The organism is Curtobacterium sp. ISL-83, from assembly GCF_018613895.1.
Lineage (GTDB): Bacteria > Actinomycetota > Actinomycetes > Actinomycetales > Microbacteriaceae > Curtobacterium.
This window is the reverse complement of the sequence record NZ_JAGGPH010000007.1, coordinates 529848-550069: the sequence shown is the minus strand read 5'-3', so window position 1 is coordinate 550069 and position 20222 is coordinate 529848. Positions and strand designations below refer to the sequence as shown.

Annotated in this window: 21 protein-coding genes; 6 read left to right on the top strand and 15 right to left on the bottom strand. The window is 72.7% G+C overall.

Annotation, left to right across the window (positions count from 1 at the left end):
• Window positions 1–36 precede the first annotated feature (36 nt).
• Entirely contained in the window at window positions 37–822 is a 786-nt protein-coding gene (locus J7E22_RS07125; protein ID WP_214980202.1) for an ABC transporter ATP-binding protein, read from the top strand.
• Between the two features lie 48 nt (window positions 823–870).
• Here the strand turns inward: J7E22_RS07125 and hemL are convergent, their stop codons facing one another.
• The 11 genes from hemL to hemE all read right to left on the bottom strand — a co-directional run bounded on the left by hemL (window position 871) and on the right by hemE (window position 10835).
• Window positions 871–2205 carry a glutamate-1-semialdehyde 2,1-aminomutase gene (gene hemL, locus J7E22_RS07120; protein ID WP_214980200.1) on the bottom strand — a complete coding sequence of 445 codons (1335 nt, stop codon included), beginning with the start codon at window positions 2203–2205 and terminating at the stop codon, window positions 871–873.
• Window positions 2202–3257 (bottom strand): porphobilinogen synthase, encoded by a 1056-nt coding sequence (hemB, locus tag J7E22_RS07115; RefSeq protein WP_308159171.1) that lies wholly within the window; start codon window positions 3255–3257, stop codon window positions 2202–2204. Before hemB ends, hemL begins: the two co-directional genes overlap by 4 nt.
• On the bottom strand, window positions 3254–4147 hold the full coding sequence (locus J7E22_RS18135) for a uroporphyrinogen-III synthase (protein WP_214980198.1): 894 nt from the start codon (window positions 4145–4147) through the stop codon (window positions 3254–3256). The genes hemB and J7E22_RS18135 overlap by 4 nt, the downstream gene beginning before the upstream one ends.
• Window positions 4095–5081 (bottom strand): hydroxymethylbilane synthase, encoded by a 987-nt coding sequence (gene hemC, locus J7E22_RS07105; RefSeq protein ID WP_214980689.1) that lies wholly within the window; start codon window positions 5079–5081, stop codon window positions 4095–4097. The genes J7E22_RS18135 and hemC overlap by 53 nt, the downstream gene beginning before the upstream one ends.
• A 95-nt stretch (window positions 5082–5176) precedes the next feature.
• Window positions 5177–6412, bottom strand: coding sequence for a ferrochelatase (locus J7E22_RS07100; RefSeq protein ID WP_214980196.1), 1236 nt, complete (start codon window positions 6410–6412; stop codon window positions 5177–5179).
• Entirely contained in the window at window positions 6409–7185 is a 777-nt protein-coding gene (gene hemQ, locus J7E22_RS07095) for a hydrogen peroxide-dependent heme synthase (RefSeq protein ID WP_251008750.1), read from the bottom strand. Before hemQ ends, J7E22_RS07100 begins: the two co-directional genes overlap by 4 nt.
• Window positions 7186–7276: 91 nt before the next feature.
• A complete protein-coding gene (locus J7E22_RS07090) occupies window positions 7277–7507 on the bottom strand; it encodes a DUF3618 domain-containing protein (RefSeq protein ID WP_214980194.1) in 231 nt (76 codons plus the stop codon).
• A 32-nt stretch (window positions 7508–7539) separates the two neighbouring features.
• Window positions 7540–7998, bottom strand: coding sequence for a phage holin family protein (locus J7E22_RS07085; RefSeq protein ID WP_214980193.1), 459 nt, complete (start codon window positions 7996–7998; stop codon window positions 7540–7542).
• Window positions 7995–8249, bottom strand: coding sequence for a hypothetical protein (locus J7E22_RS07080; RefSeq protein WP_214980192.1), 255 nt, complete (start codon window positions 8247–8249; stop codon window positions 7995–7997). Before J7E22_RS07080 ends, J7E22_RS07085 begins: the two co-directional genes overlap by 4 nt.
• Before the next feature lie 97 nt (window positions 8250–8346).
• On the bottom strand, window positions 8347–9726 hold the full coding sequence (locus tag J7E22_RS07075) for an NAD(P)/FAD-dependent oxidoreductase (protein WP_214980191.1): 1380 nt from the start codon (window positions 9724–9726) through the stop codon (window positions 8347–8349).
• Window positions 9723–10835 carry a uroporphyrinogen decarboxylase gene (hemE, locus tag J7E22_RS07070; protein ID WP_214980190.1) on the bottom strand — a complete coding sequence of 371 codons (1113 nt, stop codon included), beginning with the start codon at window positions 10833–10835 and terminating at the stop codon, window positions 9723–9725. The genes J7E22_RS07075 and hemE overlap by 4 nt, the downstream gene beginning before the upstream one ends.
• A 158-nt stretch (window positions 10836–10993) precedes the next feature.
• Here hemE and J7E22_RS07065 point away from each other — a divergent pair, with 158 nt between their 5' ends.
• Entirely contained in the window at window positions 10994–12316 is a 1323-nt protein-coding gene (locus tag J7E22_RS07065) for a glutamyl-tRNA reductase (RefSeq protein WP_214980189.1), read from the top strand.
• On the top strand, window positions 12313–12753 hold the full coding sequence (locus J7E22_RS07060; RefSeq protein WP_285439860.1) for an NUDIX domain-containing protein: 441 nt from the start codon (window positions 12313–12315) through the stop codon (window positions 12751–12753). The genes J7E22_RS07065 and J7E22_RS07060 overlap by 4 nt, the downstream gene beginning before the upstream one ends.
• A 26-nt stretch (window positions 12754–12779) precedes the next feature.
• Here J7E22_RS07060 and J7E22_RS07055 read toward each other — a convergent pair whose 3' ends face one another.
• Together J7E22_RS07055 and J7E22_RS07050 are read right to left on the bottom strand one after the other, a co-directional pair.
• Window positions 12780–13055, bottom strand: a complete 276-nt coding sequence (locus J7E22_RS07055) for a hypothetical protein (protein WP_214980187.1) — start codon at window positions 13053–13055, stop codon at window positions 12780–12782.
• Between the two features lie 93 nt (window positions 13056–13148).
• Window positions 13149–13493: a YciI family protein gene (locus J7E22_RS07050; protein WP_214980185.1), complete on the bottom strand. Its 345-nt coding sequence runs from the start codon at window positions 13491–13493 to the stop codon at window positions 13149–13151.
• 115 nt (window positions 13494–13608) lie between these two features.
• Between J7E22_RS07050 and J7E22_RS07045 the strand changes: the two genes are divergently transcribed.
• Complete coding sequence (locus J7E22_RS07045) at window positions 13609–14475, top strand: phosphotransferase family protein (protein WP_251008749.1); 867 nt, start codon at window positions 13609–13611, stop codon at window positions 14473–14475.
• Here J7E22_RS07045 and J7E22_RS07040 read toward each other — a convergent pair.
• Entirely contained in the window at window positions 14466–15404 is a 939-nt protein-coding gene (locus tag J7E22_RS07040; RefSeq protein ID WP_214980184.1) for a serine hydrolase, read from the bottom strand. The two genes, J7E22_RS07045 and J7E22_RS07040, sit on opposite strands and share 10 nt — an antisense overlap.
• The gene (locus J7E22_RS07035; RefSeq protein WP_214980183.1) at window positions 15404–17368 is read right to left on the bottom strand and encodes a M13 family metallopeptidase; all 1965 of its coding nucleotides are present in this window, start codon (window positions 17366–17368) and stop codon (window positions 15404–15406) included. The genes J7E22_RS07040 and J7E22_RS07035 overlap by 1 nt, the downstream gene beginning before the upstream one ends.
• A gap of 87 nt (window positions 17369–17455) precedes the next feature.
• On the opposite strand from J7E22_RS07035, the gene J7E22_RS07030 reads away from it, so the two are divergent.
• Together J7E22_RS07030 and J7E22_RS07025 are read left to right on the top strand one after the other, a co-directional pair.
• Window positions 17456–18793 carry a uracil-xanthine permease family protein gene (locus tag J7E22_RS07030; protein ID WP_214980182.1) on the top strand — a complete coding sequence of 446 codons (1338 nt, stop codon included), beginning with the start codon at window positions 17456–17458 and terminating at the stop codon, window positions 18791–18793.
• A 50-nt stretch (window positions 18794–18843) separates the two neighbouring features.
• The gene (locus J7E22_RS07025; protein ID WP_308159170.1) at window positions 18844–20178 is read left to right on the top strand and encodes an MATE family efflux transporter; all 1335 of its coding nucleotides are present in this window, start codon (window positions 18844–18846) and stop codon (window positions 20176–20178) included.
• Window positions 20179–20222: the final 44 nt, after the last annotated feature.

Here is a 20222-nt window from a genome sequence, read left to right as displayed (position 1 = left end):
ACGCGGCGGACAGCGCCGGTGCGGCACGATGAAGGGGTGACCGACCTCCTCATCCGTGCCACCGGCGTCCGCGTGACCCGGTCCGGACGCGACCTGCTGCACGACATCGACCTGACCGTCCGACGCGGCGAGCACTGGGCGTTGCTCGGGCCGAACGGCGCCGGCAAGTCCACGCTGCTGTCGGTGCTCGGCGCGAACGCGCACCCGACCGCGGGCGTCGTGGAGGTCCTCGGTCGGCAGCTCGGACGCGTGGACGTCCGCGAGCTCCGGGAACACATCGGGCACGTCGACCCCCGGCACCGGATGCTCTCCCCACTCACCGTGCTCGAGACGGTGCTGACCGGGCGGACCGGGACGACCGACCTCATGATGCGCTGGACCCCGACGGACGACGACGTCGCCGCGGCGGAGCGACACATCGCCGACGTCGGGTTGTCCGCACGCCGGGACGCCCGCTGGCCGGTGCTGTCGCAGGGCGAACGGGGCCGTGCGCTCATCGCCCGGGCACTCATGTCCGAGCCGCAGCTGCTGTTGCTCGACGAACCGGCCACCGGACTCGACGTCGCCGCGCGGGAACACCTGCTCGAGACGGTCGACGCCCTGCGCCACCGCCACCCGGAGCTCGGCAGCGTGATGGTGACGCACCACCTGGAGGACCTGCCGATCTCGACCTCGCACGCGATGCTGCTGCGGGACGGGGTGGCGGTCGCACAGGGCACCGCCGACGAGGTCATCACCTCGTCGGCGGTCTCGCACGCGTTCGACTTCCCCCTCGCCATCGTTCGTGCAGAGGGTCGCTGGCACGCACGTCGCGCGGTCTAGCCGCCCCGCGCCTCCGGGCCGGTCAGCGGAGCAACGCGACGGACGGCGTCAGGCGGTCGCGGCGGCAGCGGCCCTCGCGGCAGCGGGCAGCGCGTCCAGGATGCGCCCGACGGCCCGGTCGTCGTGCGCCGCTGTGACGAACCACGCCTCGAACACGCTCGGCGGCAGGGTCACGCCCGCGTCGAGCATCGCGTGGAAGAACGGCGGGTACCGGAAGGTGTCCTGCGCGCGGACGTCGTCGTAGTTCCGCGGCGCCTGCTCGAGGAACGCGAACGAGAACAGGTTGCCGGCGTGCTGCACCGTGTGCGCGACGCCCTCGGCCGTGAGCGCCTGGCTCGTCGCCGTGGCGATCGTCGACGCCGTGGCGTTCAGCCGTTCGTACACCTCGGGGGTCGCGGCACGGAGCGTGGCGATGCCGGCCGCCACCGCGAGCGGGTTCCCCGACAGGGTGCCGGCCTGGTACACGGGTCCGAGCGGGGCGAGGTAGTCCATGACCTCACGCCGACCGCCGAGGGCAGCGAGCGGCATCCCGCCGCCGATGACCTTGCCGAACGTGATGAGGTCGGGCTTCCACCCGGCACCGTCCGGCACCACCTTCGAGGCCTCGAGCCCCCACCACCCGGCGGGGCCGACCCGGAAGCCGGTGAGGACCTCGTCGACGATGAGCAGCGCACCGTGCCCCTGCACGATCTGCGCGAGGGCGCGGTTGAAGCCGCGCTCCGGCGCGAGCACGCCCATGTTCGCCGCCGCCGCCTCGACGATCACGGCGGCGATGCGCTCGGAGTGCTCGTCGAACGCGCGCCGGACGGCCTCGAGGTCGTTGTACGGCAGGACCAGGGTCTGCGCTGCGGTCTCGGCGGTGATGCCCGCACTGCCGGGGAGCGCGAGCGTCGCGACGCCCGAGCCGGCCTCGGCCAGCAGCGAGTCGGAGTGCCCGTGGTAGTGCCCGGCGAACTTCACCAGGAGGTCCCGCCCCGTGTAGCCGCGGGCCAGGCGGATCGCCGTCATCGTGGCCTCGGTGCCGGTCGACACCATGCGGATCTTCTCGATCGGACCGTCACCGTCCACCGACACCCGCTGCTTCACGAGTTCGGCGAGCTCGGTCTCGCCGGGGGTCGACGCCCCGAAGGAGAGCCCACGGGCAGCGGCCTGCTGCACCGCCTCGACCGTGCCGGGGTGGGCGTGCCCGAGGATCGCGGGGCCCCACGAGGCGACGAGGTCGACGTACTCGCGGCCCTCGGCGTCCGTGACGTATGCGCCCTTCGCGGACACCAGGAACCGCGGGGTCCCGCCGACGGAGCCGTACGCGCGGACGGGCGAGTTCACGCCGCCGGGGATGCTGTTCTTCGCGCGACCGAACAGCTGGTCGTTCGTGGTGGTCACTCGGGGGCCTTCCCGGTCGAGGCGATGCCGGCGACGTCGGCGGTGCTGCCGGACGTCCGGAGCCCGGCTTCGTCGTTGAGCTTGCGGGCGATGTCGACCGCGAAGTAGGTCAGGATCGCGTCGGCGCCGGCGCGCTTGATGCCCACGAGGGACTCCATCGCAGCCGCGTCGCGGTCGATCCACCCGTTCTGGGCGGCCGCGGTGATCATCGCGTACTCGCCCGAGATCTGGTACGCCCACACCGGCACCGGCGAGGTGTCGGCCGTGCGCGCGAGGACGTCGAGGTAGCTCATCGCGGGCTTCACCATCACGATGTCGGCGCCCTCGGCGATGTCCTGATCGACCTCCCAGAGCCCCTGCCGCCCGTTCGCGGAGTCGATCTGGTAGGTCCGACGGTCGCCGACGAGCGAGGACGAGACGGCTTCGCGGAAGGGCCCGTAGAACGCCGAGGCGTACTTCGCGGCGTACGCGAGCAGTGCCGTCCCGGAGTGCCCGGCCGTGTCGAGGGCGTCGCGGGCTGCCGCGATCTGACCGTCCATCATCCCGCTCATGCAGACGAGCTCGGCGCCGGCCTCGGCCTGGACCACGGCCATGTCGCGGTAGCGCAGCAGGGTCGCGTCGTTGTCGACGGAGCCGTCGCCCGCGAGCACACCGCAGTGCCCGTGGTCCGTGAACTCGTCGAGGCACAGGTCGGACTGCACGACGAGCGCGTCGCCGACCTCTTCCCGTGCCACGCGGATCGCCACGTTGAGGATGCCGTCGGGGTCGGTCGCGCCCGTGCCCGTCGCGTCCTTGCTGACCGGGACGCCGAACAGGTTGACGCCGCCGATGCCCTGCGCGGCGGCCTCGACGAGGGCCCGTCGGAACGAGTCGAGGGAGTGCTGCTGCACGCCCGGCATGCTCGAGATGTCGACCGCCTCGGTCGCACCCTCGCGGATGAACATCGGCAGCACCAGCTCGGCGGGGTGCAGGCGCGTCTCGGCGACGAGCCGGCGCATGGCCGGGGTCGCACGGAGTCGGCGGGGGCGGACCTGGGGGAACTGTCCGGTCACGATGACCTTCCTGGTCGGGGGGTGAGGTGGAGGGTCTCGACCACGGCGTCGAGCAGGGCTTCGGTGGAACGGCTGCGTGCGACGACGTGCACGGGCAGCCCGGCCGCGCGGGTGGCGTCGGCAGTGCCCGGGCCGATGCAGGCGATCCGGGTGCGGGGGTCGAGCGGGGTCAGCCGTACCGCGACCTGACGGGCGACGCTCCCGCTCGTGACGAGCACGGCGTCGGCCGGCGGATCGAGGGCGATCGGGTCGCTGCCCGTCCCCACGGTACGGTACGCGACGACGTCGTCGACGTCGATGCCGCGGCCGCGCAACCCGTTCACGAGCGTCGGCGCGGCGATCTCCGAGCGGGGGAACAGGACGGGTCCGGCGTCGTCGGGCATCGCCTGGACCAACCCGGCTGCCGAGTGCTCGGAAGGCACCAGGTCGACCCGCCACCCCGCCGCGCGAGCGGCGCGAGCGGTCGCGTCGCCGACGGTGGCCACGCGGACGTCGGACGGGAGGCTCGAAACGCGTCCGGCGAGCGCGCGCACCGCCGTCGCACTGGTCACCACCACCCAGCGGTACCCGACCACGTCGGGGACGGAGCCGTCGGCGGCAGGTGGGGCGGGCCTCCCGTCCGCACCACCGGGGTGGCCGAGGCGAGCGAGCGCCGCGTCGAGTGCGTCGGAGTCGGCCGCGGGGGCGTCCGTGATGAGCGGGACGATCCGCGGGTCGAACCCACGCGCCCGGGCTGCGGCAGCGACCTCCTCGCCCCACGCGCCGCCGCGCGGGACGAGGACGACCGGTGGCCGCGCTCCGGCCGCGTTGCGAGCGGTGTCGTCCGTGGTCGCCGTCCTACTCCGCCGGGGTGGCGAGACCGGGGCCGGCGGTGTGCGACCCCTCGACACCGTCCGCGCTCGCGAGGTCGGCGAGATCCGCCGCACCGTTCTCGAGGAGTTCGGCGGCGACCCGGCGGCCGACGTCGAGGGCCTCGTCGAGCCGGTCCTGCGGCGAGCCGTCCAGGTGTGCGGCGTGCGAGGCGGTCCGGTACTCGGTGCCGTCGGGGCGGTACACCGTCGCGGAGACGAGCAGGAGTTCCGCGTCGACCACCGCGGTGGCGCCGATCGGTGCCGAACAGCCGGCCTCGAGCTTCGCGAGGACCTCTCGTTCGGCGGTCACGGTGAGCCGGGTCGGCGCGTGCTCGATCTTGCGGAGCGCGGCCAGCAGGTTCCGGTCGGTCTCGCCCGAACGGGTCTCGACCGCGAGCGCCCCCTGACCGGGAGCGCTCGGCCAGAAGCCGAGGTCGAGCAGCTCGGTCGCGGCGTCGAGTCGGTCGATGCGGGTCAGGCCGGCGGCGGCGAGCACCACGGCGTCGAGGTCGTCGTCCACCCGTCCGAGCCGGGTGTCGATGTTGCCGCGGATGTCCACGACCGTGAGGTCCGGACGCTTCGCCCGGAGCTGTGCGACGCGACGCGGTGACCCGGTACCGACCTTCGCGCCCTCGGGGAGCGTGTCGATGGTCGCACCGTTGCGGGCGACCAGGACGTCACGCGGGTCCTCGCGCTTGGGGACCGCCGCGATCGTCAGACCGGGGTACGGCGCGGTCGGGAGGTCCTTGAGCGAGTGCACCAGGACGTCGACCTCGCCCGCGACCAGGGCCTCGCGGAGGGCGCTGGCGAACACGCCGGTCCCGCCGAGCGACGCCAGGGAGGCACGGTTGGTGTCGCCCTCGCTCGTCACGGTGACGAGTTCGACCGGTCGCCCGGCCGCCGCAGCCAGACGGTCGGCCACCGCCTGCGACTGCGCGACGGCGAGCCGGCTGGCGCGGGTGCCGAGACGGATGGGGCGGGGGCCGGCGGTCGCGGTGTCGGCAGCTGCGGGGTCGGCAGCCGCGGTGTCGGTCCCGTTCGTCGCAGCCGGGTCGGTGTCGCCTCCGGTCACGGTGCGAGTCCGGCCGCAGCCGGCTTGAACCCGGCGCGCACGTTCTCGCAGCAGCCCGGGCGGCAGACGTCGTACCAGGGACCGAGGTCGGTCAGGTGCGGGCGCTCCGCCGTCGGGGTGCCGTTGACGCGCTCGAGGACGAGGTCCACGAGGCCCGCGACGTACGCCGGGTCGACACCGGGCGTCTGCGTGCGGAGCGACCAGAAGCCGAGTTCCTGCGCGGTCTCGGTGGCTTCCTCGTCGAGGTCCCACATGACCTCCATGTGGTCGCTCACGAACCCGAGCGGGACGATCAGCACGGCACGCGTCGGGCCGCCCTTGAGCGTCTCGTTCATGTAGTCGTTGATGTCCGGCTCGAGCCACGGCTGCGTCGGCGGGCCGGAGCGCGACTGGTAGACGAGCTTCCACGGGGGCGTGCTCGTGCCGCGGAGGGCGGCGTGCTCGGGCTGCTCGAGGAGCTCGGCCCACGCCTGGTCGAGGACGACCTGGGCGACGGCCTCGTGCTGGGCCTCGTACGCGCCGTGATCGTCGAAGCCGCGGTAGTCCGGGCCCGACTTGGCGGCGTCGGACGACGGGATCGAGTGGGTCGAGAACAGCACGTGCAGTTCGGTCGCGAGGTCGAGCCCGTCGTTCTCGGCGATGGCCTGCGCCAGACCGTCACGCACGCCGTCCACGAACGGGCGGACGAAGCCCGGGTGGTCGAAGAACTGCCGGACCTTGTCGATCTGGATCGTGTCGATCAGGCCGGTCTCGTCGAGGACGCGCGCGTAGTCCTCGCGGTACTGCCGGCAGGACGAGAACGACGAGTAGGCGCTCGTCGCGATGGCGATGAGCTTGCCGTAGCCCTTGTCGGCCGCTTCGAGGAAGGCGTCCTTGAGGTAGGGGTCCCAGTTGCGGTTGCCCCAGAGCACGGGCATGTCGATGCCACGCGACGCCAGCTCGGCCTCGAGCGCCGCCTTCAGCGCACGGTTCTGCGCGTTGATCGGGCTGACACCGCCGAAGTGCCGGTAGTGGTGCGCGACCTCTTCGAGACGTTCGTCCGGGATCCCGCGGCCACGCGTGACGTTCCGGAGGAACGGGATGACGTCGTCCTGGCCCTCGGGGCCGCCGAACCCGGCGAGCAGGATGGCGTCGTACGCGGTGGGGACCTCGACGTGCTCGGGACCGTCGGCCGCACCGGCGGTCGCGGCGAGGACGGGGTGCCCGTTCGTGATGTGGCTGGTGTCGGTCACGACAGCACCTCCGGCAGCTCGGCGGTCGTCACGCGACGACCGGTGAAGAAGGGCACCTCTTCGCGCACGTGCATGCGCGCCTCGGTGTAGCGCAGGTCGCGCATCAGGTCGACGAGGTCGACGAGGTCCGGGCTCTCGAGCGGCAGGATCCACTCGTAGTCGCTCAGGGCGAAGGTGGCGATGGTGTTCGTCAGCACGCGGCGGTACTTCGCGCCGGCGATGCCGTGGTCGCGGAGCATCGTCGAGCGCTCTTCCTCGGGCAGGAGGTACCACTCGTAGGAGCGGACGAACGGGTAGACCGTGATCCACGCCTCGGGGTCCTTGCCGCGGAGGAACGCGGGGGTGTGCCGCTTGTTGAACTCGGCTTCTCGGTGCATCGCCATGACGTGCCACACGGGTTCGGCGTCCTGGAACAGCCCGGTGCGCCGGATCTCGCGGAGCACGGCCTGGATCGCCTGCGCGTCGTCGCCGTGCAGCCAGACCATGACGTCGGCGTCGGCGCGGAAGGCCGACACGTCGTAGAAGCCGCGGATCGTCACGCCACGCTCGGCTGCGGAGGCCACCACCGCGTCGAGCTCCGCGACGGCGTCGTCACCCGGCCGGTGGATCGGGCCGAGGGGCCGACGGAACACGGCCCAGAGCGCGTAGGCGGTCAGCAGGTTCGGGTCGATCCCGCTCGCCGGGTCGACGCTGTCGTGCGGAGCGGCATCCGGCGTCGTGTTCGAGTGGGGGGTTGGTGCGGGCGCCGAGTTCGCGGGCGCGGTGGAGCTCATGGAATCCATTGTCCTATCGGTTGCCAGGGAATGGTCGCCGGCCCCCTTGCCGGGCGGGCGCCTCGATCCCGAAGACCACCGATCGGGCGGTCTACCGCCGTCGGAGCACCGCTATGACGATACCCCCGACCACTGCCACTCCGGCTGCGAGCCCGGCCAGGTACGGCACGGGGTTCTCGTCGATCCCGCGCTGCACCTTCGAGGCCGCGATCCCGAGCTGCTTCGGCAGGTTGAGCTTGTCCTCGATCGCGTCGAGGGTGTCGAAGAGCTGCGCGCGGGTCGCTGCGACGCGGTCCGCCAGGTCGTCGTGCTGATCGGTCACGGTTCCTCCGTCGGTGGGTCGGGTGTCGATGGTCAGAACCGACCGCTGACGTCGGGCTTGCGGGACGCGCGCTGGGTCCGCGGCGTCGGCTTCTTGCCCAGGCCCTTGACGGCGTTGACGTCGTTCTTGACGCTCGCGATGGTCTGCTTCGGCGTGAGCGGCAGGCCCTTCTTGAAGCGCTTCCACCCCACGAAGCCGAGGATCGCGGCGACGATGAGCATCAGCACGGCGAGCAGCAGCGCCGCGAGCCATGCCGGCATGATCGTCGCCAGCCCCATCACGGCAGCCGTCAGCAGCACGCCGATGGCGTAGAGCACGATGACGAGCGCCGCGACCAGCAGGCCAGCGGCGAGGGCGAAGATCTTCGCCTTCGCGAGCATCTCGGCCTTGAGGAGGTCGAGTTCGCCCTTGACGAGGCTCTTGACGAGCTTCGGGACGTCACCGACCAGGCCGATCAGCGAGCGCGACTTGCGGTCGCGGGTGTCCGTCATGAGGTCGCGGAGTCCTTCTTCTGGCCGACCTTGCGGACGGCCTTCTTCGTGGTCTCACCGATGAACTCGGCCACGTCCGGGGTCTTGTCCGCGACGAAGTCCTCGGCCACGTGCACACTCTTCTGCACGCGGTTGCTGTTCCAGATCTTGCCGCTCAGGGTCTTGATCTGCTCGTACCGCGCCCGTCCGGCTCGCGATCCCAGGACGTACCCGAGTGCTGCGCCGGCGACGAAAAGGAGCTTGCCTCGCATGTGCGATTCCTCCAGGGTCAGTGTGCGTGGTCATGCGCCGAGCGGAATACGTCCGACGGTTCAACCAACAGTAGCCCTCGGGACGCGGTGGGTCCGCTCAGGATTCCAGGATGCGCTCAGCGGCGGCACGGGACGCCGCGACGATGCCCGCGAGCCCACGACCGGTCGAGGCCTCGCCGATGCCGACGACGCCCGCGTCGAGACCCGCCGCGACGGTGTCCGGCCCGTGCCACCGGACCCGCGCGGCGCCGAGGACGCGACCGGCCGGGACCTCCACCCCGAGCAGGGTGCTGGCATCGCGGACGGCGCGCGTCCCGACGGGGTCACCGGGGTCGACCGGGAGGCTCGTGGCCAGGTCCGGCGCGTCGCCAACGCCCGTCGTCGTGTCGGCCGTCGACGTGTCGCCTGTCGTCGTGCCGGCTGCGTCGGAGTGCGGCGGGACGGCGTAGCTCAGCCGGACGACGTGCCGCCCCCCTGCGGCCTCGGCCAACCACGGCCACTTCACGGTCGCGTGCGTGAGGGCCTTCGCCGCCACGCCCGCGGCTTCCGGGTGCACGAGCATGCCCGTCCCCCGGGGACCCGCGTCGAGCTCGGGCTGGTCGAGGACGAGCGTCACGAGTTCGATCCCGGTCCGGTCCGCCGCCGTCGATCGCGACGGGTCGGCCGTCGAGGCGAGGACGTGCTCGGCGGCCAGGCGCTCGGTCGTGCCGTCGGCCGAGCGGACCTCGACCGCGTGGGACTCGATCGCCGTCGCGCGGGTGTGCAACCGGACGTCGACGCGGTACGTCTCCATGTCGGCCACGAGTTCGTCGACGAGCCGCACGATCCCGCCGCGGATGCCCTGCACTGCGGAACCAGCTGCGGCACGGGACCGGAGGGCCAGCACGGCCCGGGCGAGCGATCCCTCGCGCTGCAGTGCCGCGCGGAGTCCGGGTGCGACGCGGTCCGGGTCGAGCTTGTCCGGGTGGGTCGAGTGCACGCCGCCGGCGACCGGCACGACGAGGTCGTCCAGTACCCGCTCCCCCATGCGCCGGCGGACCAGCTCGCCGAGCGACGTCGCCTTCGCACCCACGGGCGACGGCAGCAGCGAGTCCATCTGGGCCCGGAGCGCTCCCTTCTGCCCGACGACCGTGATGACGTCGGCGACCATCGGACTGCCCGGGATCCCGAGGAGGCCGGTCGCCGGGATCGGGGACACACGGCCGTCGCGGGTCATCAACCACGCGCCGCGGGGGTCCGGCGTCACGACGTCGTTGCCGAGACCGAGCTCGATGGCCAGCCGCGCGATGGCGTCGGTGCGGGTCGCGAACGAGTCGGCCCCCATGTCCAGGTCGATGCCGCCGACCGTGTGCCGACGGACCATGCCACCGAGCTGACCCGAGGCCTCGACGAGCACGACGTGCGCGCCGCCCTTCGCCAGGTCGCGGGCCGCGACGAGACCGGCGACCCCGCCGCCGACCACGACCACGTCGGTCATGCCGCGGTCCCGTCACCCAGCTCGTGGACGAGCTCGACGACCCGGGTCAGCACGGTCGGGTCGGTCTCGGGCGGGACACCGTGCCCGAGGTTCACGACGTGCGCCCGTGCCGCACCGCCGCGGCGGACGATGTCACGCACGTGGGCCTCGAGGACCGGCCACGGGGCGTTCAGCATCGCCGGGTCGATGTTGCCCTGCACGGTCACGGCCGTACCGACGCGGCGGACGGCCTCGTCGAGCGGGATGCGCCAGTCGACCCCGACCGCGTCGACGGCGACCGCGTCCGACGGGTCGCCGAGCGTGGTCATGTCGTGCAGGACCTCGCCGCTGCCGACACCGAAGTGGATGCGCGGGACGCCGAGGTCCGCGACGTGAGCGAGCGCGGTCGCCGAGTGCGGGGCGACGGACCGCACGTAGTCGACGCGGGAGAGCGAGCCGACCCACGAGTCGAACAGCTGCGCGGCCGATGCCCCGGCGCGCACCTGCGCCCGGAGGAACGCGCCGGAGACGTCGGCGGCCCAGGCGAGCAGGCGGCCCCAGGTCTCGGGGTCCGCGTGCATCAGGGTGCGGGCGCGGATGTGGTCCTTCGACGGCCCGCCCTCCACCAGGTAGGCGGCGAGCGTGAAGGGTGCGCCGGCGAACCCGATGAGCGGGGTGTCCCCGAGCTCGTCCACGGTGCGCCGGACGGCCTCCTCGATCGGGGCGAGCGCCGCCGGGTCCAGGGCCTCGAGCGCGTCGACGTCCGACGCGGTGCGGATCGGGGAGCCGAGGACCGGACCACGACCGGGCACGATCTCGACGTCCACGCCCGCGAGCTTGATCGGCACGACGATGTCGCTGAAGAAGATGCCGGCGTCGACCCCGTGCCGACGCACCGGCTGCAGGGTGATCTCGGACGCGAGCGCCGGGTCCAGGCAGGCGTCGAGCATCGCGGTGCCGACGCGGAGTTCGCGGTACTCGGGCAGTGAGCGCCCGGCCTGCCGCATGAACCACACCGGCAGGGTCTCGGGCCGGTCGCCCCGGAGTGCCCGGACGAGGGGCGATCCGCTGGTGCGCCCCGAGACGAGCGGGTGCGTGGCGGGCAGGGCGGTGGGGGGCGCGTCGGTCACCGGACGATTGTCGCACCGGCCGCCGTGGGCACAGCCGCGCGCGGGCACCCCGGCCGGGTCGGTGCCCGGGCCCCTGCCGCGAGTGGGCAGGCTGCGGGTGTCCTGAGCACGCGATCAGCGAACAGCCGCTCCATGGTTCGAGAGTTACGATGGAAGACGTGCTCATCTGTCTCACGGCGTCGCACCGCAACGCCAGCTTCGACCTCCTGGAGCGACTGAGCATCGGCGCCCCCGCTGCCGCGAGCCGTCTCGTCACCGAATCCGGTGTCCTCGACGGCGCCGTCGTCCTCGCCACGTGCAACCGCTTCGAGGCCTACCTCGACATCGCGGGCGACGACCGTGACTCCGCCGTGGCCGCGACCGTGCAGGCCGTGGCCGCCGCGAGCGACCTCGCTGCCGACCAGGTCGTCGAGTCCGTGCAGGTGCTCGGTGGCAAGGACGTCGTCCAGCACCTGTTCGCCGTGTCGAGCGGACTCGAGTCCGTCGTCGTCGGCGAGACCGAGATCTCCGGGCAGGTCCGTCGCTCGCTCGAGGATGCCCGCTCGAAGGGCACCACGACCTCCGACCTCGAACGGCTCTTCCAGGAGGCCGCGCACACCTCCCGCGGCGTGAAGACCCGGACGCGCATCGGCGCCGCCGGTCGCTCGCTGGTCCGGCTCGGACTCGAGCTGGCGTCCTCCCGCATCACCGACTGGGCCGGCGCCCGGGTGCTGCTCATCGGCACCGGCAGCTACGCGGCCACCACGATCGCCGCGCTCCGCGACCGCGGGGCCACGACCATCCAGGTCTTCTCGCCCTCCGGCCGGGCCGCGTGGTTCGCCACGAAGCACGACCTCGTCGCCGCGCACGACCTCGACCAGGCCATCCGGACCAGCGACGTCGTCATCACCTGCACCTCCACCGAGCTGCCCGTCGTCACGGCGTCCCACCTGGCCGACGGGGCTCGACGCATCGTCATCGACCTCGGCATGCCGCGCAACGTCGACCCCGCCGCGGCCGACGTCGACGGCGTGGAGCTGCTCGACCTCGAGACCATCGGCATCCACGCGCCGCTCGCCGAGCTGAACGCCGAGTCCGAGGCCCGCGCCATGGTCGACGACGCGGTGTCCCGGTTCCGCGCGCAGGCCCTCGAGCAGTCCACGACCCCGGCGCTCGTCGCGTTCCGGAAGCACGTGTTCGACATCCTCGACGACGAGATCGACCGGGCGAAACGCCGGAGCGACGGCGATCCCCAGGCCGCCGAGCAGACCGAACGGGCACTCCGGCACCTGGTCGGCGTGTTGTTGCACCGCCCGTCCGTCCGGGCTCGAGAGCTCGGTCGTGCCGGTCGCGCCGACGAGTTCATCGGGGCACTCGACGCCCTCTACGGGGTCCGCCCCGAACCGGAGGCCGAGCTCCCCACGCCCGTCGTGCCCTTCGTCGACCGCGTCCTGTCGGAGCGGGAGACCGCGGGCCGTACCGACGAGGCGGACGCGAGCTGAGCCTCCCGTCCGGTCCGACCGCAGCAGCCACGCTGCGTGTCAGCGCGGTCCTGCTCGTCCGCGACCGGCGCGTCCTGATGGTCCGCGCGCGCGGTCGCGACGTCGTCTACCTGCCGGGCGGCAAGGCCGAACCGCAGGAGACGGACGCCGAGGCCGCCATCCGCGAAGCACGCGAGGAGACCGGCCTCGTGTTCACGGAGACCGACCTCGAACCCTTCGGCACCGTCCTGGAACCCGCCCACGGGCAGGCACCCGGCACCATGGTCGCGATGGCCCTGTTCCTGGTCCGACCGGGAGGCGCACTCGACTCCGCCTCGCCCGTCGCCTCGGCAGAGGTCGACGAGATCGAGTGGGTCACCTCCGCCGACGCGCGCCGGTGTCCGCCAGCGGGCGTCGAGACACTCCGCCGCCTGGTGGCGGCGGAGCGCATCGACTGAGCCTCGGGCCCGGTGTCGACCGACCGTCAGCCCTGGTCGCGGTCCGTGTAGTGCCCGACCTCGCCGGACGGGGTCGGCTCGACCTCGCCGGGGATCTCGGACTCGACGTACTCGCCCTCGCCGTCGCCACCCGTCGGGCGGACCTCGCCCGGGATGTCGCTCGAGACGAACTCGCCCGCCGGTTCGTCGTTCGGCACGGGCACGTCGCCGGGGATCTCACTGTCCGTGAAGGACCCCGCGCGCGCCTCGACGCCGTCGGAACGACCCTCGTCGCCGCGTGCCTGCTCGTGCTTGCCTGCCATGTCCGACCTCCGTCGCTCGTGTCTGCTGGACTGTTGGTGAGTGTGCTCGTGGTGCCTGGGGATCGGCCGAGGCGCGCCGTCAGGGCGCGGTGATCACGACTCGGGGTCGTCCAAGAACTCCCGGACCTCCTGCTGGCACCGGCAGCTCTCGGCGAACCGGGCCGCCCAGTGCAGTGCGTCGTCCCGGGTGGCGACGTCGACGATGGCGAAGCCCCCGATGAACGTCTCCTTGCCGGGCCGCGTCGCCGGGTCGTGCACGGTGCCGTCGGTGTCGACCAGTGCGCCGGTGGACGGCTCGAGCAGGCCGCCGCCGAAGACCCACACGCCCGCGGCCTTCGCGGCGCGGAGCACCCGGTGGGTCGCCTCGGCCACCGCGGGCAGGTCGGCCATCGGGAACACCATCGTGCCCTCGTCGAACGAGATGAGGTACTTCGTCACGATCGCCTCCGATCATCGTGCCTCGTCTGCTGCGCGAGGGCGTCCGGGTCCGGCGGACCGACCGTCGTCGGCACCTGCCGCCGATCCAACACCGCGCCGTAGGCTGTCGCCCGCCATGGACCACATCCCGCTGCCCGGACTCGTCGACGCCGCCGCACGGATCGTCGGGCGCCCGCTCGTGCTCGACCGGGTGCTCACCGGCGGGCAGCACGCCCGCACGGTCCTGGTGCGCGACGCCGACGCTTCCCTGGTCGTGCGGGTGTTCCCGCGGGGGGACGACGCGGTCGTCCGGGAGCTCGACGTCCTCCGCCGACTCGGCCCGCTCGGCGACCTGGCACCACGGCTCGTCGCCCACGGAGACGTGGACGGACTGCCCCTCATCGTCACCACCGCGCTCCCCGGCGGTCCGCCCGGGACCGATCTCGACCCGGTGACCATCGGCCTCCGGATGGGCACCGCGCTGGCCGCCGTGCACCGACTCGACCCGAGCGGGCTGCCGGACGACGTCCGCGCCCCGACGCTGCGTGCCGGGCGCCTCGCCGCGGCGGCCCACCGGGCGTGGTCCGGGGTGCGCACCGACCGGGTCCTCACCCACGGCGACTTCTGGAGCGGCAACACCGTGTGGTCCGGCGAGCACCTGGCCGGCATCGTCGACTGGTCGGGAGCGCGATCGGCACCGCGCGGGGTGGACGTCGCCTGGTGCCGGCAGGACCTCGTCCTGCTCGGTTCGACGGACGCCGCGGACCGGTTCCTGCGGAGCTACGAGCAGCACGCCGGACGCACCCTGCCCGACGTGCGAGCCTGGGACGTCGTGGCCGCAGCCCGTGCGGACACCTACGTGGAGACGTGGGCGGAGAACTACGCAGGGATCGGCCACCCCGGCATCACGGCACAGGTGCTGCGGCAGCGCTTCGACGAATGGGTCCGCACGTTGGTCGGGAGCCGGACGGACGGCACCACGGTCGCCTTCGGTCAGCGCTGAACAGGGACGTGCACGGCTTCGAGGACCTCGGTGCCCATGGTGCGCAGGGCCTCGATGACCGCGAGCCGTCGCTGCAGCGAGTCGTCGTCGAACGTCACGGTCACCGCGTAGCTCACCGACGAACCGGGGCCGCGCAGGATCCCGGCCTCGGCACGGACCCCGGTGCTCGACCCGGTGACCGCCACGGACTGCAACCCGTGGTCGAGCGCCCGGTGCGCGAGCGGGTCCAACCCGAAGGCGCCCGCGACCAGGCTCAGGTCGCTCGCGAGCGACAACCAGCCGAGCACCCGGTTCGAGACGGCTTCGTCGACGACCTCCCCGAGCGCGAGTCCCCGCATCAACCAGCTGAGCTCCCCGGTCGGCGCGACCGAGGCGTCGGGGGCGTCGTCCGGACCGCGGCGGTCACGGACGCGGTCGATCAGGGCGGTGCGCTCGATCCCCAGGGCCTCCGCCCGCTCGCGGACCGCGTCGATCCCGACGGTCGAGAGGAGCGCGTTCATCGCCCAGGCGTCAGCGTTCGCGCCGACGAGGGTGGCGAGGTCGGGGACCTGCATCGTCGGCTCCTGCAGGAACTGCCAGAGCCCCGCGCCCGTGGCGGTGTCCCGTGCCATGCGCTGCAGGCGGTCCCCGTGCAGACGACCGTCCTCGAGCCGCGCCGCCACCTCGATCAGGAGCAGCACCCGCCCGAGACTCGCGACGGGCTGCACGAGGGTGTCGTCGACCGCGAGCAGCGCCTTCCCGCTCGACGTGTCGATCACCGAGGCACTCACCCCGGCGCCGTCGACCGCGAGCGCACCGAGGGCCTCGATCGTGGCCGAGAACCGTTCCTCGGCACCGCCCCGGTGACGACCGCGCGTGCGGCCCCCTCCGCCGGCGCGGCCGTCTGGTCGCCTGCGTCGCGACGACGGAGCCGCGTCCGGCTCGGTCATCACCAGATGGCGACGCGTTCGGCGGGGTCGAGGTACATCGCGTCCCGCTCGGTCACGCCGAAGGTCTCGTAGAAGCCGTCGATGTTGCGGACGACCTGGTTGCACCGGAACTCGTTCGGCGAGTGCGGGTCGATCGACAGCAGGCGCGCTGCCTCCTCCGGGCGGATCGCCATGCGCCAGGCCTGCGCCCAGCTGAGGAAGAAGCGCTCGGCTCCGGTCATCCCCTCGATCACCGGGGGTTCCTGGCCGTCGAGGGACAGCAGGTACGCCTTCCACGCGATCGACAGGCCGCCGAGGTCACCGATGTTCTCGCCGATGGTCAGCGCCCCGTTGACGTGTCCGTCGGGCACCTCGGTCGGCACCAGGGCGTCGTACTGGGCGATGAGTGCCTTCGTCCGCTCCTCGAACGCCGTCCGGTCGGCCTCGGTCCACCAGTTCTGCAGGCGGCCGTCGCCGTCGTACTGCGAGCCCTGGTCGTCGAAGCCGTGGCCGATCTCGTGGCCGATGACCGCGCCGATCGCGCCGTAGTTCGCGGCGGCGTCGCGCCCGGCGTCGAAGAACGGGAACTGCAGGATGGCGGCCGGGAACACGATCTCGTTGAAGCCCGGGTTGTAGTACGCGTTGATCGTCTGCGGCGTCATGAACCACTCGTCGCGGTCGATCGGCTTCCCGATCTTGCCGAGCTCCCGGTCGACCTGGAACGAGGCGACGGCCCGGACGTTGCCGAGCAGGTCGTCCGGCGTGACCTCGAGCGCCGAGTAGTCCCGCCACCGCACCGGGTAGCCGATCTTCGGGGTGAACTTCGACAGCTTGTCGAGCGCGCGGGCGCGGGTCTCGTCGGTCATCCAGTCGAGTCCGGTGATGCTCTGCCGGTAGGCCTCGACCAGGTTCGCCACGAGGTCGTCCATCGTCGCCTTCGAGGTCTCGTCGAAGTGCTCCTGCACGTAGATGCGTCCGACGGCCTCGCCCATGGCGCCCTCGACCAGGGAGACGCCGCGCTTCCACCGTTCGCGCTGCTTCGGTGCGCCCGTGAGCGCGGTGCCGTAGAACGAGAAGTTGGTCGCCGAGAAGGCACTGGTCAGGTACGCCGCGGAGGCGCGGATCACCTGCCAGCGCAGCCAGTCCTTCCAGACGTCCACCGACCGCGACTGCAGCAGCGCCGCCAGGCCGGTCACGAAGGACGGCTCCCGGACGACGACCGTCTCGAAGGCCCCGACGGGCGCGTCGATCGCTTCCCACCACTGGCGCAGGTCGATGTCCCGCGCGAGCGCGGCGACCTCGGCCCAGGGCAGCTTGTTGTAGGTCTTCTGGCTGTCCCGGGTGGTCACGTTGTCCCAGTGCACCTCGGCCAGCGCGGTCTCGAGGGCGATGACGTGCTCGGTCCGCTCACCCGCGTCGGCGAACCCGGCGAGCGGGAACATCGCGGCGACGAACTCGCGGTACTTCGTCCGGATGTCCGCGAACCGCTCTTCGCGGTAGTAGGACTCGTCGGGCAGGCCGAGCCCGGACTGCTCGAGGAAGACGATGTACGACTCCGGGTCGCCCGGGTCGTTGTCGACGAAGAGCTGCAGGAAGCTCGGCAGCCCGAGTCGCTCGAAGCGTCCGACCATCCGCACGACGCCCTCGACCGAGTCGATCGCGGCGATCTCGGCCAGGAGCGGCTCGATGGGCGCGGTGCCCAGGGCTTCGAGGCGCTGCTCGTCGGTGAAGGACGTGTACAGGTCGCCGACCTTGCGGGCCTCGGTGCCCGGCTCGGCGAGCTGGGAGCGCTCGATGATGTCGCGGACGGCCACCTCGGCAGCCTCGGCCAGCACCGTGAAGGAGCCGTACCGTGCCTTGTCGTCGGGGATGGGCGTCGCCGCGACCCACGAGCCGTTGACGTGCTGGTACAGGTCGTCCTGCGGACGCACCGCGGCGTCGAGTTCGTCGGTGTGGATGCCGGAGGGACGCGCGACGTCGGTCATGCGGTCCACGATAGCCACCGTCCCCACGGGTGCGGTGGGCGTCGACCGCGGCCGTCACGGGCACATCCCTGCCGGTACGGTCATCGCATGGGACTTCCGTGGAAGCTGCACGGGGACGGCGCGACCGTCTCCGCGACGACGATCGTGGCGCCGGACGAACGGCTGACGTGGGGACGGACGATCGGGCTCGGCGTGCAGCACGTCGTCGCGATGTTCGGCGCGACGTTCCTGGTGCCGCTCCTGACGGGCTTCCCGCCGTCCACCACCCTGCTGTTCAGCGGCATCGGGACGATCCTCTTCCTGCTGATCACCGGGAACCGCCTGCCGAGCTACCTCGGGTCGTCGTTCGCCTTCATCGCACCGATCGGTGCCGCGACGAAGATCGGCGGCATCCCGCTCGCGCTCTCCGGGATCATCGTGGTCGGCGCGCTCCTGGCCGTCGTCGGGCTCGTCGTGCACCTGGCGGGCGCCGGGTGGATCGACCGCCTGATGCCACCGGTGGTCTCCGGCGCGATCGTCGCGCTGATCGGCTTCAACCTGGCGCCGGCGGCACGCGACAACTTCACGAAGTCGCCGGTCATCGCGGTGATCACGCTCGCCGCGATCATCCTGGTCACGGTGCTGTTCAAGGGGCTGCTCGGTCGGCTCTCGATCGTCATCGGGGTCGTCGTCGGGTACCTCGCGGCGCTGCTGGCGGGCCAGGTGGACTTCACCGCGGCGAGCAAGGCCGCGTGGATCGGCCTGCCGACGTTCACCACCCCGTCCTTCGACCCGGCGCAGCTCCCGATCTACCTCGGGTTCGTCCCCGTCGTGCTGGCGCTCGTCGCCGAGAACGTCGGGCACGTCAAGGGCGTCGGCCAGCTCACCGGCCGGGACCTCACGCCGCTCACCGGGCGCGCGCTCTTCGCCGACGGCGTCTCGACCGTGCTGGCCGGTTTCGGCGGCGGCTCGGCGACCACGACCTACGGCGAGAACATCGGCGTGATGGCCGCGACCCGCGTGTTCTCGACGGCCGCGTACTGGGTGGCCGCGTTCGCCGCGGTGCTGCTCGGGCTCTCGCCGAAGATCGGCGCGGTCATCTCGTCGGTCCCGGCGGGGGTGCTCGGCGGTGCGACGACGGCGCTCTACGGCCTGATCGGCGTCATCGGCATCCGCATCTGGGTGGAGAACCGCGTCGACTTCGCGAAGCCGAAGAACCAGCTCACGGCGGGCATCGCGCTCATCATGGGCATCGCCGACTTCACGTTCTCGTTCGGCGGTGCGAGCTTCGGCGGCATCATCGTCGGCACCGTCGCGGCGATCGTGGTCTACCACCTCATGGACCTGGTCGGCCGGGCACGCGGCACCGACCCCGTGACCCCCGCGGCGTCCGAGGACGACCGGGCCGCCACCGCCGCGGTCCCCGCCGAGCCCCGGATGCGCTGACCGACCGGCCCGCGGCGCACGGGCAGGACCACCGACGCGAGAATGGTCCGGTGCCCGATGCCCCCGTCCTCGCTCGCCAGGAGCGCCGCCGTGTCGACCGGGACATCGTGCGCTTGGCGGTCCCGGCGCTCGGCGCCCTGGTCGTCGAGCCCCTCTTCCTGCTCACGGACACCGCGCTCGTCGGTCACCTGGGGGCGTCGTCCCTCGCCGCCGTGGGGCTCGCGAGCGCCGTCCTGCAGACCGTCACGGGCCTCCTGGTCTTCCTGGCGTACTCGACGACACCCGCGGTCGCGCGGGCCCTGGGCGGCGGGGACCGGCGGGCCGCCGTGCACGCGGGTGTCGACGGCATGTGGCTCGCACTGGGCCTCGGGGTCCTGCTCGCGATCGTCGGGTGGCCCCTCGCCGCTCCCCTGGTGTCCCTGTTCGGCGCGTCCGCCGAGGTCTCCGGAGCAGCGACCGCGTACCTGACGCTCTCGCTCGTCGGCCTGCCCGGGATCCTCGTGGTGACGGCGTCGACCGGGCTCCTCCGCGGTCTGCAGGACACCCGCACCCCGCTCGTCGTCGCCACGGTCGGGTTCGTCGCGAACGGCCTGCTGAACGCGGTGCTCATCTACGGGGTCGGCTGGGGCGTCGAGGGGTCCGCTGCCGGCACCGTCGTCGTCCAGTGGGCGATGGCGGCCGTCTACGTGGTGATCGCCGTCCGCGCCGCACGCCGGGTCGGTGCGCCGCTCCGCCCCGGGGCGTCCGGCGTGGTCCGCGCGCTGCGCTCGGGTGCGTGGTTGTTCCTCCGGACCGCGTCGCTCCGGGTCGCGATGCTCGCCACGGTGTCGAGCGCTGCTGGTCTCGGGACGACGGGACTCGCGACGACCCAGGTCGCCCTCACGGTGTTCTCCACCCTCGCGTTCGCGCTCGACGCACTCGCGATCGCGGGGCAGGCGCTCGTCGGCCACGGACTCGGCGCACGCGATGCTCCGCGCGTCAGGCTCGTGACGACGCGCCTGGTACGGCTCGGGCTCGCCGGTGGTGTCCTGCTCGGCCTGCTGACACTGCTCGCGAGCGGGGTGCTCGGCCCGGTCTTCTCGGACTCCGCGGCGGTCCGCTCCGAGCTGCCCGGCGTCCTGCTCCTGATCGCGGTGGGGATGCCGGTCGCGGGCTACGTGTTCGTGCTCGACGGGGTGCTCATCGGCGCCGGGGATGCCCGGTACCTCGCGATCGCGGGCGGGGTGAACCTCGTCGTGTACCTGCCGCTGCTCTGGTGGGCCGGGGGCACGCTCGCGGGGCTCTGGGCGGCGTTCACGTTCGGGTACATCGGCATCCGGGCGGTCACCCTGGGCCTCCGGGCCCACCGCCCGGGGTGGATCGAGGTCGCGCTCGCACGTCACTGACGCGGGCGGCGGTCGCCGCGACCCCCTGGCGGCCTGGAGGCGCG

What these genes read in the sequence shown, in the direction of transcription:
- hemQ (WP_251008750.1), bottom strand. Translation starts at nt 7,185, where the DNA reads ATGAGCTCCACCGCGCCCGCGAACTCGGCGCCCGCACCAACCCCCCAC.
- J7E22_RS07085 (WP_214980193.1), bottom strand. Translation starts at nt 7,998, where the DNA reads ATGACGGACACCCGCGACCGCAAGTCGCGCTCGCTGATCGGCCTGGTC.
- J7E22_RS07080 (WP_214980192.1), bottom strand. Translation starts at nt 8,249, where the DNA reads ATGCGAGGCAAGCTCCTTTTCGTCGCCGGCGCAGCACTCGGGTACGTC.
- J7E22_RS07075 (WP_214980191.1), bottom strand. Translation starts at nt 9,726, where the DNA reads ATGACCGACGTGGTCGTGGTCGGCGGCGGGGTCGCCGGTCTCGTCGCG.
- J7E22_RS07055 (WP_214980187.1), bottom strand. Translation starts at nt 13,055, where the DNA reads ATGGCAGGCAAGCACGAGCAGGCACGCGGCGACGAGGGTCGTTCCGAC.
- J7E22_RS07045 (WP_251008749.1), top strand. Translation starts at nt 13,609, where the DNA reads ATGGACCACATCCCGCTGCCCGGACTCGTCGACGCCGCCGCACGGATC.
- J7E22_RS07040 (WP_214980184.1), bottom strand. Translation starts at nt 15,404, where the DNA reads ATGACCGAGCCGGACGCGGCTCCGTCGTCGCGACGCAGGCGACCAGAC.
- J7E22_RS07035 (WP_214980183.1), bottom strand. Translation starts at nt 17,368, where the DNA reads ATGACCGACGTCGCGCGTCCCTCCGGCATCCACACCGACGAACTCGAC.
- J7E22_RS07030 (WP_214980182.1), top strand. Translation starts at nt 17,456, where the DNA reads ATGGGACTTCCGTGGAAGCTGCACGGGGACGGCGCGACCGTCTCCGCG.